This window comes from Kordiimonas lacus (assembly GCF_001550055.1).
Classification (GTDB): Bacteria; Pseudomonadota; Alphaproteobacteria; order Sphingomonadales; family Kordiimonadaceae; genus Kordiimonas; species Kordiimonas lacus.
The window spans coordinates 16,663-31,014 of sequence record NZ_LRUA01000004.1 but is presented as its reverse complement, the minus strand read 5'-3'; the positions used below and the strand labels follow the sequence as shown (position 1 = coordinate 31,014).

The 14,352-nt window shown below is 57.1% G+C and carries 14 protein-coding genes; 5 read left to right on the top strand and 9 right to left on the bottom strand.

What is annotated here, in order from left to right:
- Nucleotides 1-8: 8 nt before the first annotated feature.
- Nucleotides 9-1,340 (bottom strand): MFS transporter, encoded by a 1,332-nt coding sequence (locus KORLAC_RS06795; RefSeq protein ID WP_068304752.1) that lies wholly within the window; start codon nucleotides 1,338-1,340, stop codon nucleotides 9-11.
- Nucleotides 1,341-1,573: 233 nt separating this feature from the next.
- Between KORLAC_RS06795 and KORLAC_RS06790 the strand changes: the two genes are divergently transcribed.
- Together KORLAC_RS06790 and KORLAC_RS06785 are read left to right on the top strand one after the other, a co-directional pair.
- Nucleotides 1,574-2,014 carry a hypothetical protein gene (locus tag KORLAC_RS06790; RefSeq protein ID WP_068304750.1) on the top strand — a complete coding sequence of 147 codons (441 nt, stop codon included), beginning with the start codon at nucleotides 1,574-1,576 and terminating at the stop codon, nucleotides 2,012-2,014.
- Nucleotides 2,014-2,238 carry a helix-turn-helix transcriptional regulator gene (locus KORLAC_RS06785; RefSeq protein WP_206594875.1) on the top strand — a complete coding sequence of 75 codons (225 nt, stop codon included), beginning with the start codon at nucleotides 2,014-2,016 and terminating at the stop codon, nucleotides 2,236-2,238. Before KORLAC_RS06790 ends, KORLAC_RS06785 begins: the two co-directional genes overlap by 1 nt.
- 46 nt (nucleotides 2,239-2,284) lie before the next feature.
- On the opposite strand, the gene KORLAC_RS06780 is transcribed toward KORLAC_RS06785, so the two are convergent.
- Both KORLAC_RS06780 and KORLAC_RS06775 read right to left on the bottom strand, forming a co-directional pair.
- Nucleotides 2,285-3,043 (bottom strand): enoyl-CoA hydratase, encoded by a 759-nt coding sequence (locus KORLAC_RS06780; protein WP_068304746.1) that lies wholly within the window; start codon nucleotides 3,041-3,043, stop codon nucleotides 2,285-2,287.
- Nucleotides 3,044-3,064: 21 nt separating this feature from the next.
- Nucleotides 3,065-3,529: a MarR family winged helix-turn-helix transcriptional regulator gene (locus KORLAC_RS06775; RefSeq protein WP_068304742.1), complete on the bottom strand. Its 465-nt coding sequence runs from the start codon at nucleotides 3,527-3,529 to the stop codon at nucleotides 3,065-3,067.
- Nucleotides 3,530-3,724: 195 nt separating this feature from the next.
- Here KORLAC_RS06775 and KORLAC_RS06770 point away from each other — a divergent pair, with 195 nt between their 5' ends.
- Together KORLAC_RS06770 and KORLAC_RS19155 are read left to right on the top strand one after the other, a co-directional pair.
- On the top strand, nucleotides 3,725-5,350 hold the full coding sequence (locus KORLAC_RS06770) for a mucoidy inhibitor MuiA family protein (RefSeq protein WP_068304739.1): 1,626 nt from the start codon (nucleotides 3,725-3,727) through the stop codon (nucleotides 5,348-5,350).
- Nucleotides 5,351-5,506: 156 nt separating this feature from the next.
- Nucleotides 5,507-6,151 carry a CatB-related O-acetyltransferase gene (locus KORLAC_RS19155; RefSeq protein ID WP_068304738.1) on the top strand — a complete coding sequence of 215 codons (645 nt, stop codon included), beginning with the start codon at nucleotides 5,507-5,509 and terminating at the stop codon, nucleotides 6,149-6,151.
- On the opposite strand, the gene KORLAC_RS06760 is transcribed toward KORLAC_RS19155, so the two are convergent.
- Complete coding sequence (locus KORLAC_RS06760; protein ID WP_068304737.1) at nucleotides 6,148-6,357, bottom strand: cold-shock protein; 210 nt, start codon at nucleotides 6,355-6,357, stop codon at nucleotides 6,148-6,150. The two genes, KORLAC_RS19155 and KORLAC_RS06760, sit on opposite strands and share 4 nt — an antisense overlap.
- A 909-nt stretch (nucleotides 6,358-7,266) precedes the next feature.
- Between KORLAC_RS06760 and KORLAC_RS06755 the strand changes: the two genes are divergently transcribed.
- The gene (locus KORLAC_RS06755) at nucleotides 7,267-8,238 is read left to right on the top strand and encodes a patatin-like phospholipase family protein (RefSeq protein ID WP_068304735.1); all 972 of its coding nucleotides are present in this window, start codon (nucleotides 7,267-7,269) and stop codon (nucleotides 8,236-8,238) included.
- 35 nt (nucleotides 8,239-8,273) lie between these two features.
- Here KORLAC_RS06755 and KORLAC_RS06750 read toward each other — a convergent pair whose 3' ends face one another.
- From KORLAC_RS06750 to KORLAC_RS06730, 5 genes are all read right to left on the bottom strand, one after another.
- The gene (locus tag KORLAC_RS06750) at nucleotides 8,274-9,869 is read right to left on the bottom strand and encodes an MBL fold metallo-hydrolase RNA specificity domain-containing protein (protein ID WP_068304733.1); all 1,596 of its coding nucleotides are present in this window, start codon (nucleotides 9,867-9,869) and stop codon (nucleotides 8,274-8,276) included.
- On the bottom strand, nucleotides 9,866-10,762 hold the full coding sequence (locus KORLAC_RS06745) for a ribose-phosphate diphosphokinase (RefSeq protein WP_068304731.1): 897 nt from the start codon (nucleotides 10,760-10,762) through the stop codon (nucleotides 9,866-9,868). Before KORLAC_RS06745 ends, KORLAC_RS06750 begins: the two co-directional genes overlap by 4 nt.
- Nucleotides 10,759-12,252: a thymidine phosphorylase family protein gene (locus KORLAC_RS06740; protein WP_068304729.1), complete on the bottom strand. Its 1,494-nt coding sequence runs from the start codon at nucleotides 12,250-12,252 to the stop codon at nucleotides 10,759-10,761. Before KORLAC_RS06740 ends, KORLAC_RS06745 begins: the two co-directional genes overlap by 4 nt.
- A 147-nt stretch (nucleotides 12,253-12,399) precedes the next feature.
- Nucleotides 12,400-13,569, bottom strand: a complete 1,170-nt coding sequence (locus KORLAC_RS06735) for a CmpA/NrtA family ABC transporter substrate-binding protein (protein ID WP_068304727.1) — start codon at nucleotides 13,567-13,569, stop codon at nucleotides 12,400-12,402.
- Nucleotides 13,559-14,176, bottom strand: a complete 618-nt coding sequence (locus tag KORLAC_RS06730) for an ANTAR domain-containing response regulator (RefSeq protein ID WP_068304725.1) — start codon at nucleotides 14,174-14,176, stop codon at nucleotides 13,559-13,561. Before KORLAC_RS06730 ends, KORLAC_RS06735 begins: the two co-directional genes overlap by 11 nt.
- Between the last annotated feature and the right edge of the window lie 176 nt (nucleotides 14,177-14,352).

Sequence of the window (14,352 nt, the reverse complement as noted above, 5' to 3'; positions counted from 1 at the left end):
GCGCGTCATCACTCAGCAGGCAGGGCCGGTGGTACTTTGCCCCACACAACCTCGTTACCTGGTTCAGGCGCAGACGGCACATTGAACGACAGGACAAGGGAAATTGCCGCCATGATGGCGCCAGCGATAAACACCAAGGCAGGTGAAATTGGCCACAGCACGGCACCAAAGACAGCCGGGATGACGACCGCAGCGATATGATTGATCGAAAAACTCACGCTGGACGTGGCCGCAATATCCCGACCATCCGCAATTTTCTGCAGGTAGCTTTTCTGCGCAATCGCGAACGAGAAGAACAGGTGGTCAAGCACATACAGGGCCGCCGCCCAGGCTGATGTTTCAACCATTGCATAGCCGCCAAACACCAGGATAAGGCCGATATATTCAAAGATCAGGGCCCTGCGCTCGCCAAAGCGACTGATAAGCCCACCAAGCTTGGGGGCGAACCAACTGGTGACGATATGATTGATCAGGTAAAGCCCCGTGATCTCAATGACGGAATAGTCGAACTTGGTGACCAGCAGGAACCCTGCGAACACCACAAAAATCTGGCGGCGTGCCCCGCCCATGAAGGTAAGCGCATAATAGAGCCAGTAGCGTTTCCTGAGCACCATATGCTTGTGCTGAACCTCGTGGCCATCGATGCGCGGAAACGCAAGCCAGATGAAAAGCGCAAGCGCCGCCGTAATGCCGCCGCCAATCATATAAAGTACGACATAGAAGTGCTGGCGCCCCTCATCGATCATGGGAGCAATCTCTGTGGTGGCAGGCACCGTTGTTGATGCGTCAATCAGTTCCTGACCGTGGCCCTGCAACTTCGGTTGGCTCATTTCATCGATCATCTCGGGCGCGAGCACAAAGATGGTGGCGAAAATCACACCATAGGCCAGAAGGGACCCGACTGATTTAGCCGACATCTGCCGCCCCAGGGCCCTTGGGGCAACTGCCTTGGGCAGCCACTGCAGCGACAGCGACATCTGGATGGTCTCAAAATAATGGAAGCCAACCGACATGATGATGGTGGTGAAATAGAGGCCATAGGTGGTTGGGAACAGCCCGGTAATCGCCACACCCAAGCCCAGGACCGCCAGCGACAGCACGGCAAAGACCTGTTCCCGAAGCGCCAGCAACACAAACACTGCAGTGAAAGCCAGGAAGCCCGGAATCTCCCGAAGGCTTTGCAGGATGCCGATTTCCGTGCCTGTGAAACCCGCCACTTCGACCGTGAAGTTATTGAGCAGCGTCATCCAGATGGAAAAGGCGAAAGGCGCCGCAGCCGCCATCAAAATCAGACACACCTCAGGGGTTCGCCAGGTGGTTTTTTCAACGGCTTGAGACATAGACAGCGCTTCCTTCAAACAGGCTTTTGGCCAAGAAAAAGCACAATATCCATTTATGAAACCTCTATCTATGGAAAATCGCGCATGGCTGAATTGCACGCGGTGCATGTATTAAATTTCAAACAATATGTAAAAAATACTAGACATTATGTATGACCAACCATACATACCTTACATCAAGCAGGCCCAGACCTGTGCCCATCGAGGCAAAAGCGAGGACAAAGGAGCAGAAGATGCCGAAGCAGGAAAAAATCGCATGGATACTGGGGATCGGCAGCTTGCTGATTGCCAGCCACATGGCAATGGAACTCCCGGGCCTGTTGCATGTTGAGAACGGGCTTGTCACCAGCCATGACGGGCTGATGCGCCTGTGCCTGAAGGTGATCATTGCTGGCATCATGTTCGAATCCATCGGCGAGTTTATCCGCCGCCGCCCCAGCGACGAAGTGGACACGGACGAACGCGACGAGGAAATCCGCGCCACGGCTGATCGCTTCGGCCTCTGGGTTTTCGCAGCCCTGGTTACCAGCAGCATCTTCTCATTGACAGGCTGGCAGATGGCTGGCGTTACGTCTGTGGAAATCCCCACCATGGCGGCCAGCCTGATCCTGATGATGGTAACGTCAAACATTGGTCGGCATATCGCTGAAATCTACCACTACAGGATCGCCTGATGGCCAAGACGAAGCTGACCAACACCATTCGCACCGAACGGTTCATGGCAAATGAGATGACACAGGCGGACCTGGCGAAGCGGGTGGGCGTAACACGCCAGACCATCCTTGCGATTGAGGCCGGGCGCTATTCGCCCTCGCTTGAAGTGGCCTTCAAGATCGCCCGCATTTTCGGCAAACGGGTCGATGACATCTTCGATTACCCGGAAGACATAACAGAATGAAAAAGGGGGCCAACGCCCCCTTCCCCTTTATCCAGACGCGTTAGCGCTAGCCGAAGTTTGGCTGGCGCTTTTGCATGAAGGCCATGACGGATTCGGCAAACTCGCCTGACATAAGCTGCTCGCCGAACAGCTTGCCTTCCTGTTCCATCCGCGCGCCAATCTCCGCGATGTCACCGCGCATCAACGCCTTGGTGCGCTGAACAGATTGCGGTGCCTTGTTCGCAAGCGCCACCGCTGCCTTTTCTGCGGCAGGCAGCAGCTCATCCGCCTTGAGGACGCGGGAATACATACCGATCTCAAGCCCTTCGCGCGCAGTCACCTTGCGGCCCAGCATCATAATCTCGGCGGCCCAGGCGTGTCCTACCCGGCGTGGCAGCAACAATGACGATCCGGCTTCCGGCACCAACGCCAAGTCCACGAAGGGCGCGGTGATCACGGCCTCTTCCGCGGCATAAACAATGTCAGCGTGCAGCAGCATGGTCAGGCCCACACCTACCGCAATGCCGTTCACGGCCATGACAATTGGCTTCTTCGCCGTCAACAGGCACTGCAGGAACTGGGCAACCGGGGCGTCTGGCCCCATTTTCGGGTTATCGCGGAAATCCACCAGGTCATTGCCTGCCGTGAAGGCCTCGCCGGCACCGGTGAACAGCATGGCACGCACACTGTCGTCAGCTTCCGCAGCCTGCATGGCCTCAACCACCTTGGCGTACATGGCGTGCGTCAGGGCGTTCTTCTTGTCCGGGCGGTTGAAGGTAACCTTTAGCACCCGGTCTTTGATTTCTGTGATGATATGATCTGTCATGGTTTCCTCGTCTAATTCCCGTCAGGCTGACTGTTTTTCATCCGGTCTGATCGTACCGATTTCAAATGCGTCGGATTTGGTCATCACGGTTTCCAGGAAGCGGGCGATGGTGGCCTGCTCCGCCTCTGTGAAACCGTCCAATAGATGGTCGTTGGTGGCATGGATCAGGGTGTGGCTTTCCCGCGCGATGGCACGGCCCTTTGGCAGCAACACCAGCTCAAAGCTACGACGGTCCTGGGCACTGGGGCGCCGGGCGATCAGCTCTTTGTGTTCCATGCGGTCCACCAGTCCGGATGTCGCTGCATTCTTCAGCCCGATCGCTGCCGCCACCGCACTCATGGAAGCGCCCTCATTCTTTTCCAGATACAGCAATAGTGCATTCTGAGCGGCCGTGATGTCATGACGCTCTGCCAATAGCCGGTCGGCCGCGCGGAACAATGCCCGGTGGGCCATATGTATCAGGTGGAAAATCTTGGGCCTGCTCATCCCGCTCATCCATATAGTTCGCATCCGAAGTATTTATTTCGTATCCGAACTATAATACTAATGCAAGCAGGAAATCACATCTGTGCCCCTGCCCCGATGTCGCCACAGAGTTGCGTGAGGCTTGTTTTAGCTGTTTAAATGATCCTGTCAGAATTTAGGGCGCTCGCCCGGGATGAGAGACATATGGGGGACTTCATGACCAACCGCATCTTTGCCGCGCTGATGGCCGGCGTTTCCACCGTCGCCACCGGCGCCATCGCCGACGACTTCACCGTTGAGCCAACGATTTCAAAGGTTGTTGTCTACAGGAATGGTGGCGCGACGGTTACCCGAACGGGCACCATCCGCCTGCCCGCAGGGCGCCATACCATCACCGCAGACAAGCTGACGCGAACATTCGAGGACGACCAACTCACCGTCAGCTTCGACAGCAGCGCTGTGCGCCTCTATTCGCTGGATGTTGATACATCCTATTCGGTGACAGCCGGGTCAGACCGGCAGGCCGGCCTTGAAGCTGAACTGGACAAGATAGACGCCAAGGACGCCGAACTGATGGCCGCAGAGCAAGCCAAGAACATGCAGCTCGCGTTCCTGCGCACGCTCAACCAAAACGGCGGCAAGGCCGATCAGGCCCTGCCCTTCTCGGACTGGCAAAATGCCCTGACCTTCATTGGCGACAATTCGGTGAAAGTGCTCGGGGAGATCGAGGCAATCAAAAGCGACCGCAAGGCGCTTAACGAACAGCGCATGAAGCTGCGCCGCGAACTGGCGAATGCCGGCCCCAAGCGCACGGACTATAACAAGGCCACCTTCGAGGTGATGATCCCGACAGCGCAGGACGTCAGTTATGAGCTGTCCTATTTCGTTGAGGACGCAGAGTGGGAGCTGGGCCTTGATGGCGCGCTAGACACCGACGCCAAGTCCCTGTCGCTTTGGTCGCGCGCTGTGGTCTCACAGGAAACTGGTGAGGACTGGACAGATGTGTCCCTCGCGCTTTCGAACAATGAACCAAGCGATGAACTCGGGGAGATTGTGCAACATCCGCGCATCCTGTCACTTGTGAATCCGGAAGAACTAAAGCGGGGACGTTATGAAATGGATGCGGCGGCACCATCACGGCTAATGTCCCCAGCCCAAGATGCTGCACTGGAAGAAGTGGTGGTAACTGGCACCCAACGGGCGCACTCTTCATCCACAACATTTGATCGACTGTACCAGATTTCCGGGACGGTCAGCATTCCATCCACTGACGAAGCTGAATATGTCGATCTATCGGATGTCACCTCTCCGGTCTCTCTCGTTGTGCGCGCCAATCCATCCGTGAATACAACCGCTTATCTGTTTGCAGATACGGAACTGACAGACTTTGAAAGCCTGCGTAACGTCTCGCCCAAATTGCGTCGGGACGGCCATTATGTGGGCATGGGCTACTGGCCCAATCTGGAAGCCGACACAAAGCTGAAGCTGCCTTACGGCGCCGACAATGCCATCAGCATTGAGTATACCGAGCAAGCGCCTGAGGACGGTGACAGCGGCCTGTTTGGCAGCAAGAAGGTGGAAGAAAAGCGCTATGTGATCAGCGTGACCAACAACCACACCAGCCCCATGACGGTGGAGATTTTTGACCAGGTGCCCGTGTCCGGCCATGAAGACGTCAAGGTCAGGACACTGTCGGACGCGACGAAGCCTACTGAAACAGACATGGACGACAAGCAGGGCCTGATGATGTGGCGCAAGACCATGGCGCCGGGCGAGGTGTGGAAGATCAACCACAGCTACAGGGTTACCTATCCTTCTGACATGATGCTGGTTGGCCAATGATAAAATCTTTGCCGCTGGCGCTTTTCCCCGCTATGAAAGGCGCCAGCTAACGAACGTGAGTACCCTGCCGATGAACAAAGCCGCCTAAAAAACCCAGCCCCGCGATACAGCCGGAACGGGCCATCTATATCTGCCATTTTGCAGCAAGGCTTTGTTATGCATACAAAAATCAATCACCCCGATCCGGGCCAGCGCTATCCGCTTGCCCATACCGACCGTGTTGTCTTCCTCAGGAACGTCGTCTCCGGCGCGAATATCGAGGTGGGCGACTATAGCTATTATGACGACCCGAAGGCCCCGGAGGCCTTTCAGGAAAACAATGTTCTGTACCATTATGATTTTGTCGGCGACCGGCTGACCATCGGGCGCTTCTGCGCGCTGGCCACCGGCACCAAATTCATCATGAACGGGGCCAACCACCGGATGGACGGGCCGTCCACCTTTCCGTTTCCGATCTTCGGGGCTGACTGGGCGGATCATATGCCGATGCTGGCAGACCTGCCAACGCGCGGTGACACGGTCGTGGGCCACGATGTGTGGTTCGGGTTTGAAAGCCTGGTGATGCCCGGGGTCACCATTGGGCATGGCGCCATCATCGCCGCCCGGTCGGTGGTGACTGAAGATGTTCCCCCGTTCGCCATTGTCGGCGGCAATCCGGCCCGTGTGATACGGCAGCGTTTTGACGAGGCAACGATTGATCGCCTTCTCAGGGTTGCCTGGTGGGACTGGCCAATTGAGAAAATCAGCCAGCACATTCCGGCTATCATAGCAGGGGACGCGGCGGCGCTTGAGCGCGCTTAGGAAACCAGTTTCAGCGAACCTGCGGTCACACGGCCTTTGGGCCCGTCCTGCAATTCAAAAGACAGGCGCTGTTCTTCCTGAAGCTCAACAAGCCCGGCTTCCTTGACCGCGGAAATATGCACAAACACATCGTCCCCGCCTTCGTCGGGGGCGATAAAGCCAAAGCCTTTGGCTTTGTTGAACCATTTTACCGTACCTGTGCTCACGCTGTCCTCTTATCGTCAAACTGGCCTGAAACTGGGTTAATTCACCATTTTCGCCCCAGCTGCGTCAATAGTCATTCTTATCGCGAAGGGAAATACACTGCGCTCACGTACAATGAAATACAGAGCATCTCTCTGTATCCTCTAGACCTCCCTGAGCGCCAATAGGCGTGACCTCCTCTGTGCCCTTTCAGCCCCACCCCTTCGGGACCCTGAAAGGGCCTTTTTTTTGGAAAATAAATCTTTTTAAAAAACGCATCGTCTTGACCTACATCAAGTAGTAGGCCACTGCGCAGGCGTATACAGAATGTGCCTTCAATGATTGGCGGAGTTGAAAAGCTCCAGACAGGTCAGGGCATGTGATGCAACAGCCAAACCATCTCTCCCGCTGCTGTATCACACTGTTCGGCAGGTTCGCGGTTACAGAATTGCTTCCCTTTGTAGCAGCGCGCCCCGACACAGCCTGACAGGTTTACCAATCACGGGGCGACGACGATATTGGTGTCGGGTTAATCGCTTCCCGCTTCAAACCTACCGCACCAATGGACATCGTCACCCTTTGAAGGTGGGTATCAAGGATATCCTCTTTTGTTCCAGATTGAGCCTGTCCCGGCTGTCCCGCCGGCGGCAGGCTCAGACTTTTCATCGCCCTCCGAAATCTGGTTTCGCGCCTCCCACCTGCAGGTCTTTATAGGCCCCTCGCATTCGCACAAGAACGGCCTCATCATCATGCGCCCCGAAGGCTATGAATGTCCCTGCGCGCAGGGGGGCAAATACCCGCACATAATGACCAATCGTGAAATGCCCACACAACCATTTAACACTCACAAGATATAAAAAACCTCGCTAAGCTTTACTCGTTTAGTTACATTTTTAGCACTTATAACTTGCAACCATACGGGGGAGGTATCGATGGCAAGCTTCAAACGCGCGCTTGTGCTGTCCGGCGGCAATGTAAAAGGCGCCTATCAGGCCGGCGCAATCAAGGCAGTTCTGAACCACACATTTGCGGACGGGTCGATGTTCACACCCGAAGCCATTTATGGCGTGTCGGTGGGCTCCATGAATGGGGGCTTCCTGGCTGACCGTGCGGGCGCCGCCGTGCTGGCAGGCAAACAGCCTGACTGGCCGGAAATCGGCAATGAAATTGAGGCCTTCTGGCGCGACAACATCACCAGCTTCGGCTCCATCGGCAAGAAACGCGGCACCCTTGAACTGGTTGGCGACGTTCTGTTTGGCAAGTTTGACGGCCTCACCACCATGGACGGCGCCGCTGACCTTGCCAGGGCCAACATCCGGCCCGACAACCTGCGCGCCAGCCCGGCCTATTACGCCTGTGGTGTCACCAATATGGCGACAGGTGATTTCTTCGAGGCCAGCGTTGAAACCTTCGGCGACGATATTCTTGACTATGTCATCGCTTCCACCCGTGAGCCGGTCACGATGCCACTGATGTGGATCAATGACATGCCCATGGCGGACGGCGGCATCAGGAACATCGCCCCCCTCAAACCAGCCATCAAGCGCGGCGCAGACCAGATGGCTATCATCGCCATGAAGCCTGAGCAGATGACGCCCGACTATGCCAGAAAGAACTTCAGAAACATCCTGAAGCTTCTGAAGCGCACCATCGGCACGCTGACAAGCGAGGTGATGAACAATGACCTGAATGAAGTGCGCAAGATCAACCACGCCTGTAAAATTGGCGGCCAGGAAATCGCATCCGGTAAGCGCATCATCGAATTCGTTGAGATCAGGCCCGAAGACCGGCTGCCGATCGATGTGACCGATTTTGACTCAGGCGACATCCAGGCCCTGATCAAGATGGGCGAAGAAGAAGCCAAGAAGCAACTGGCTAAAGGCTGGCTCACTGGCGAAGACTAACCTGTCACCCAGCCGTCGCAGCCTTCCTGCGGCGGCTATTCGCCTTGATATTCGTGCAACAGCTCCTTGAGCCTTGCCAACAACTCTTTACGTTGCTGGTCTGACTTCACAGCTTCAAGCTGCCGCCTCAGGTCCAGCGTCAATGCTGCCAGGTCGTTGTGCCAGTCAGGCTTTTCCACCGCTGCAGGATCAAGCCGCCTGATCACCCGGTTCAGCTTCGGCACTTCCTTGCCGTCCTCAAGGGTATAGTCGTCATCCAGTTGCGGGACGATAAGCTGGTCATCCGGGATGCCCGATTCAACGAGCGCCGCCCTCATGGCCTCCAGCGACTGGGCGGAACCGTGACAAAGGAATATATTCCGCCTGACCGGCAACCGTTCCTTCACCCATTCCATCAGCCCATTATGGTCGGCGTGCCCGGAATAGGTATCGATAGTGCGGATATTGGCCCGAACCTCAATTTCCTCTCCCTGTATTTTCACACGCTTCTTACCCTGCTCCAGAAGGCGACCGAGCGTGCCCTCTGCCTGATAGCCAACCAGCAGGACCGTAGACTGCGGGCGCCACAAATGGTCTTTCAGATGGTGCCGAATACGACCGGCATCACACATGCCGGATGCTGCAAGAATGATCATGTTCCCTTTGAAGCGGGCGATGGATTTGCTCTCCTCCACAGTTTCAGTGAAATGGAAACTGCTGTGGTTGAAGAGCGAGCCGCTACAATCAACATCTTCAAGGCTGCATGCATGATCCGCAAACACAGAGGTAACCCGGATGGCAAGCGGTGAATCAAGGAACACAGGCACACACGGTATGTCGCCACTTTTCAACAGAAAGGCGATGTCCAGCAGCAGTTCCTGGGTGCGTTCCACAGCAAAAGCCGGGATCACCAGTGCTCCACCGCCTTTCAGCGCTTCGTTGATTTCGTGCGCCAGAAGTGCGCGGCGTTCCTTGGGCGCCAGGTCTGCGCGCTCACGTCCGCCGTAGGTGGACTCCATAAACAGGTAATCCAGCCCGCTGGGCGCTTCGGGGTCAGGGTGGAACAGCTTGTGATCCGGCCCAATGTCGCCGGAAAACAGCATCCGTTCGGTGCGCCCTTCTTCGTGCGTTACTTCGAGCTCAACCGATGCCGCGCCAAGGATATGGCCCGCGTTCCAAAAGCGCGCGCGCACACCATCCAGTTCACACCAGTCTTCATAATCAACCGCGCGTATTTGCCCAAGGCAGGCTTCAACGTCTTCGCCGGTATAGATGGGCTCGACTTCGTCCCTGCCCCGCTGCCGGTTGCGACGATTAAGGCGGGAGACTTCCATTTCCTGGATATGGGCGCTGTCTGGCAGCATGTAGGTAAGCAGGTCGCGGGAACCCGACGTGGTATAGATAGGGCCTGTAAAACCGTATTTGGTCAGCTTCGGCAGCATGCCCGCGTGATCTGTGTGCGCATGTGTCAGCAGCACAAAATCGATCTCCGCCGGATTGAAGGGGAAGTCGCCATAGTTCAGTTCCTTCACCGACTTCGGCCCCTGAAACATGCCGCAATCCACCAGGAACTGAGTGTCCCTGAACCGAACCCAATAGCAGGAACCCGTTACGGTGCCCGCTGCACCGCAAAATTTTACCTTCAGGGTCATGCGCTGACCTCCCGCGTTAAAGCCTTGGCCAGAAGCGGCGCAAGGGAAATGGCATTTGTGGTGTGCAGGATGCCGTCGCAAGACCGCACCCGGGCGATACCGGCGTCCTTCAGGTGGCCGAGGTCTTTTTCGCCGCACACAGCATGAACGGCCATGGCTTCCACGCGGGAAGCCCCCGCGTCCAATAGAAGACGCGCACAGGCCTGCATGGTTGCGCCGCTTGAAATCAGGTCATCAATGATAACCGCAGGCCGCCCTTTGGCCTGGTCGGCGTCCGGCAGGCAGACCCGCACATCCCGGTCCCCGAAGCGTTCCTTGGTGGCGACGATAAACTCCAGGCCGGAAGCCTGCGCCGCAGCCGCAACCCACTGGCGTGATTCACCGTCAGGGCCAACCAGCACAGCATCCTTGAGCGTGTCATCTGCGGTCACGGCCTCCCCGATCAGCGCTGCGGCGGAAAGCGCATCCGCCTCCCGGCCTGGGAAAACCTCCACAAGTGAAGACACACGGTGCAGGTGGGGATCAACGGTTATGATGCGATCAAAAGACGGCCCCAGAAGCGGCCCCAGAAGCTTCTGTGTAACCGCTTCGCCTTCATGAAAAGCCTTGTCCTGTCGCATATAGCAAAGGTAGGGGCACACCAGCACAACCCGCGCCGCGCCACCTTCGCGCAGCGCCTGGGCAGCCTGCAAAATATGGATCAGCTTGTCATTCGGGTGGTCAAGGCTCGCGTAGATGATGGCCGTGCCCCGCACCGGGGTCACTCGCAACAGGCTCTCCCCATCTGGGAAGGTGTGGATGTTTATATTGTGCGTCTCAAGCCCCAGCTTTACGGCAAGCAAACCTGCGGGCCGGTCCTGGCCTGGGTAGACATGCAGGGATGCGGCCATCATGCGTCGTCCCCAATGGTGTAACCATCGCCTTCCTCCGCAAATTTCAGGGCAAAGCCGAAGTCGGATTCGAAGCAGGCGTGGATGCGGTAAAGCGGTTCACCCATCTCCACAGGGTCACCCACTTTCTTGAACAGGTCGATCCCGGCGCCGCAATCCATCGGCGCACCCGCCAGCCTTGCCAACCGGGCGATGCGGAAGCAGTCGATCCCTGTCACCTTGCCCGGCCCGGACGCCAGGATGTCATGGGTCAATTCGCCGGTGCAAGGAACATCCGTTTTCCGGCCCTGCGCATCAATGATACGGTTCATCGACTTCAGCGCCTCTCCGTTTTCCAGAAGCTGACGCGCCCGAGCATAGCCGGACCCGCCCCTGAGTGCAGGATCATTTTCCAGCAGTGCGCCCGCGAGCTGCAGTGACTTTTCGCGCAAGTCAGCTGGCGCATCGGGGGTGTTCTCCAGCACGGCCATCACATCGCGGGCTTCAAGAACAGGGCCGATGCCGCGTCCAATGGGCTGGCTGCCATCGGTGGTAACCACCTCAACATGCAGCCCCACTTCATGGCCCACATATTCAAACAGTTTCCTCAAGCGCATGGCGTCGCCATGGCTTTTTACCTTGGCTGTCGGTCCGATCGGGATATCAATCACAAGGTGCGTGGACCCCGCAGCCATCTTCTTCGACATGATGGACGCCACCATCTGTTCGCGCGTATCGATCGCAAGCGGGCGCTCGACGGAGATCATCACGTCATCGGCGGGCGACAGATTCACATGACCACCCCAAACCAGGCAGCCGCCGCATTCATCCACCACCTGCTGCATTTCATGCATCGAAAGGTCCACCCGCGCCAGCACCTCCATGGTATCGGCTGTGCCAGCAGGTGACGTGATCGCGCGCGACGAGGATTTCGGGATTGGCAGGCCGTGGGCGGCCACAATGGGCACCACAATCATCGACGTACGGTTACCGGGGATACCGCCAATACAGTGTTTGTCCACCACCACAGGCGCCCGCCAGGTCAGCTTGTTGCCCACTTTGGCCATGGCTTTTGTAAGCGCCAGCATCTCTGCAGTTGTCATGAAACCCGCGCAGGCCACAAGGAAGGCTGCGATTTCCATTTCGGAACAGCGCCTGCCCGCAATGTCGGAAACCACTTCCTCAAGCTGGTGAGGTTCGAGCGTATGGCCCAGTATCTTCTTGCGGATATGGTCAAGGCTGCGCGGCTGTTCAGCTGGTGCAATCGCGGTCATGGCCCCTTCCGGCATGCCAAGACGGCCAAACGCCTGTTCCGAAAGGCCAAGCTCATCTTCGCCCACGATAGAAAGATCATCCACCACCATCAGGCTAGCTAGCAATGTCTGGCCGTCATGCACCACTTTGATCTTGTTAAATGCCTGAAATTCTTCCGGACGATAGATGCTACACGTCCGGGCTATGAACGCCACATTGGCCCCATAGGTATCAATCGCAATACGCCTGAGCTTCAGCATAAAATCCCCTCATCAACACGCTTGATCGTACCCCGGCAGCAGCTTGGCAGCCTTGATAAGCGTCAAGTGAAGGGAAATCATGCCACTGTATGGCGGCACACCCAAGGAAAAGTGGAAGGCCTTCCCGCGGGAAGGCCTTAGCGGATATCAGGATTGACCACTGGCCGCAAAATTGTGGCGATAGGCCTCTATATCACTCGCGGTAAAGGGCACGCCGTCAAACGCCATCCGTCCAGGGTCTTCATTCACGGAATTGTCCTGTTCCGGGTCCGCTCCAATCACCCGCGTAAACGGCTGGAAGATCGTGCCCAGGTCTTTCTCAAAACCCGCCTCTGCCTGCCCCCAGCGCCGCATCTGGGCAAGAAGCCACAGGGCACCCGCCTTGGTTGGCAGACAATCACCGCCAAATTCCAGATACCGCGGCACAAGGGTTTCACCTGCCCCTGGCGCCAACTGAGGCTTGCAGGAAAGAGTTCGCATCAGGATGGGCGCTGGCACATTGAGATAGTCCTTGTTTGACAGGATAAACGCCAGCTCCTCATGATTTTCTTCCTGTCCAGCCCACTCCAAGCCTTGTGCAATGGCTTTCACGGTAGCCTCTGCAACGTCTTGATGGCCCTTAACCCAAGTGTCCCGGAAGGCCAAAACCTTCTCCGGACTGTAGGGATAAAGGTCGGCCTTGGTGGCCACGATATGGCCAATGCCGGCCTCAACCGCCAGCTGGCCCCAAGGGTCACCCACGCAGAAACCATCGATTTCACCAGTCGCCAGTGCTTCCACCATTTTGGAGCGTGGCACAACGATCAGCTCCACATCTGTATCCGGGTCAATGCCGGCGTGCGCAAGCCAGGCGCGCACCTCATAATTGTGGCTTGAAAACGCATGTACGGCACCGATCCTGATTCGCCGCTCTCCGCGCAGTTTGCGTTGCTCGGCAACAAGCCTGACCAGCACACCGCTTTCACCGCGTGGTCCTTCATGCTCGCCACCCAAAAGCGCGACACCTTCTTCATAAAGCTTTGTCGACACCGTAATGGCATTGCCGCCATGGCCCAGCATCAGGGGTGCGCGCACCGGGACGCGCAGGCCGGAAATACCCAGGTGCATCGCAAGCGCCAATGCGCCCGGCATCTGGGCACATTCAAGCTGCTCGAAGGCCAGGCCGTCCCGCACTGCCGTCCAGGATTTCAACAGAACCGGTTCAAGCTTGATGCCCGCCTGGCGGTCAAAACCCAGTTCCTGAGCCACAATAAGCGGCGCACAATCCGTGAGCGCGACATAGCCAGCTCGCACAGCCGAATATTTGTCAAATGGCATCGCGGCCTCCATCCATCAATTGGGCGTCCAGTTCCATCGCAGTGATAATGCTTTGGGCGATATCCACCAGCTTTCGACTTTGCTTCATTGCGGCACCGCGCATCAGCTTGTAGGCGTCATCTTCAGATATCTTTCGGTGCTGCATCAGCAAGCCCTTGGCCCGATCGATGGTCTTGCGGTCAGCCAGCGCATTGCGCGCCGCGTCGCGCTCGTCGGTCAGCCGCTGGAAGGTCTCGAACCGGTTTACCGCCACATCAACCACCGCCTGCACGCGGTCCCGTTTCAGCCCATCAACCACATAGGCGCTGACGCCCGCTTCCACGGCACGCCGGATCATTTCACCGTCAGACTGATCCACAAACATGGCGATTGGTTTCTTGACCGATTTGGTCACCTGAAACATGCCTTCCAGCGTATCCCTGTCAGGGTTCTGCAAGTCGACAATCACCATGTCGGGTGCAAGTGCCGCGATGCGTTGGTGCAGATTGGTGGTGCTCTGAATTGTCACCACATGGGTATAGCCCGCATCCACCAACGCCTCTTCCAGAAGCATTGCTCGGCCTGGATCTTCATCTATCACCAGAATGTTCAGGTCTTTGTCTGCCATAAATGCCGTTCTCTTTGTTTGCAGCCAGGCTGCTGTTTTTTCTACGCGTTATTCAACTGGCCCGGTCGCAGGCTTCAGCTGGACCGGACACACCATCTAACAGCAAGCCGTATGCCAGATTCAGGCATCCCGCCTGCTCGCCTGCAGCAATAACCAGCCTCATGGGTCGGAACCAA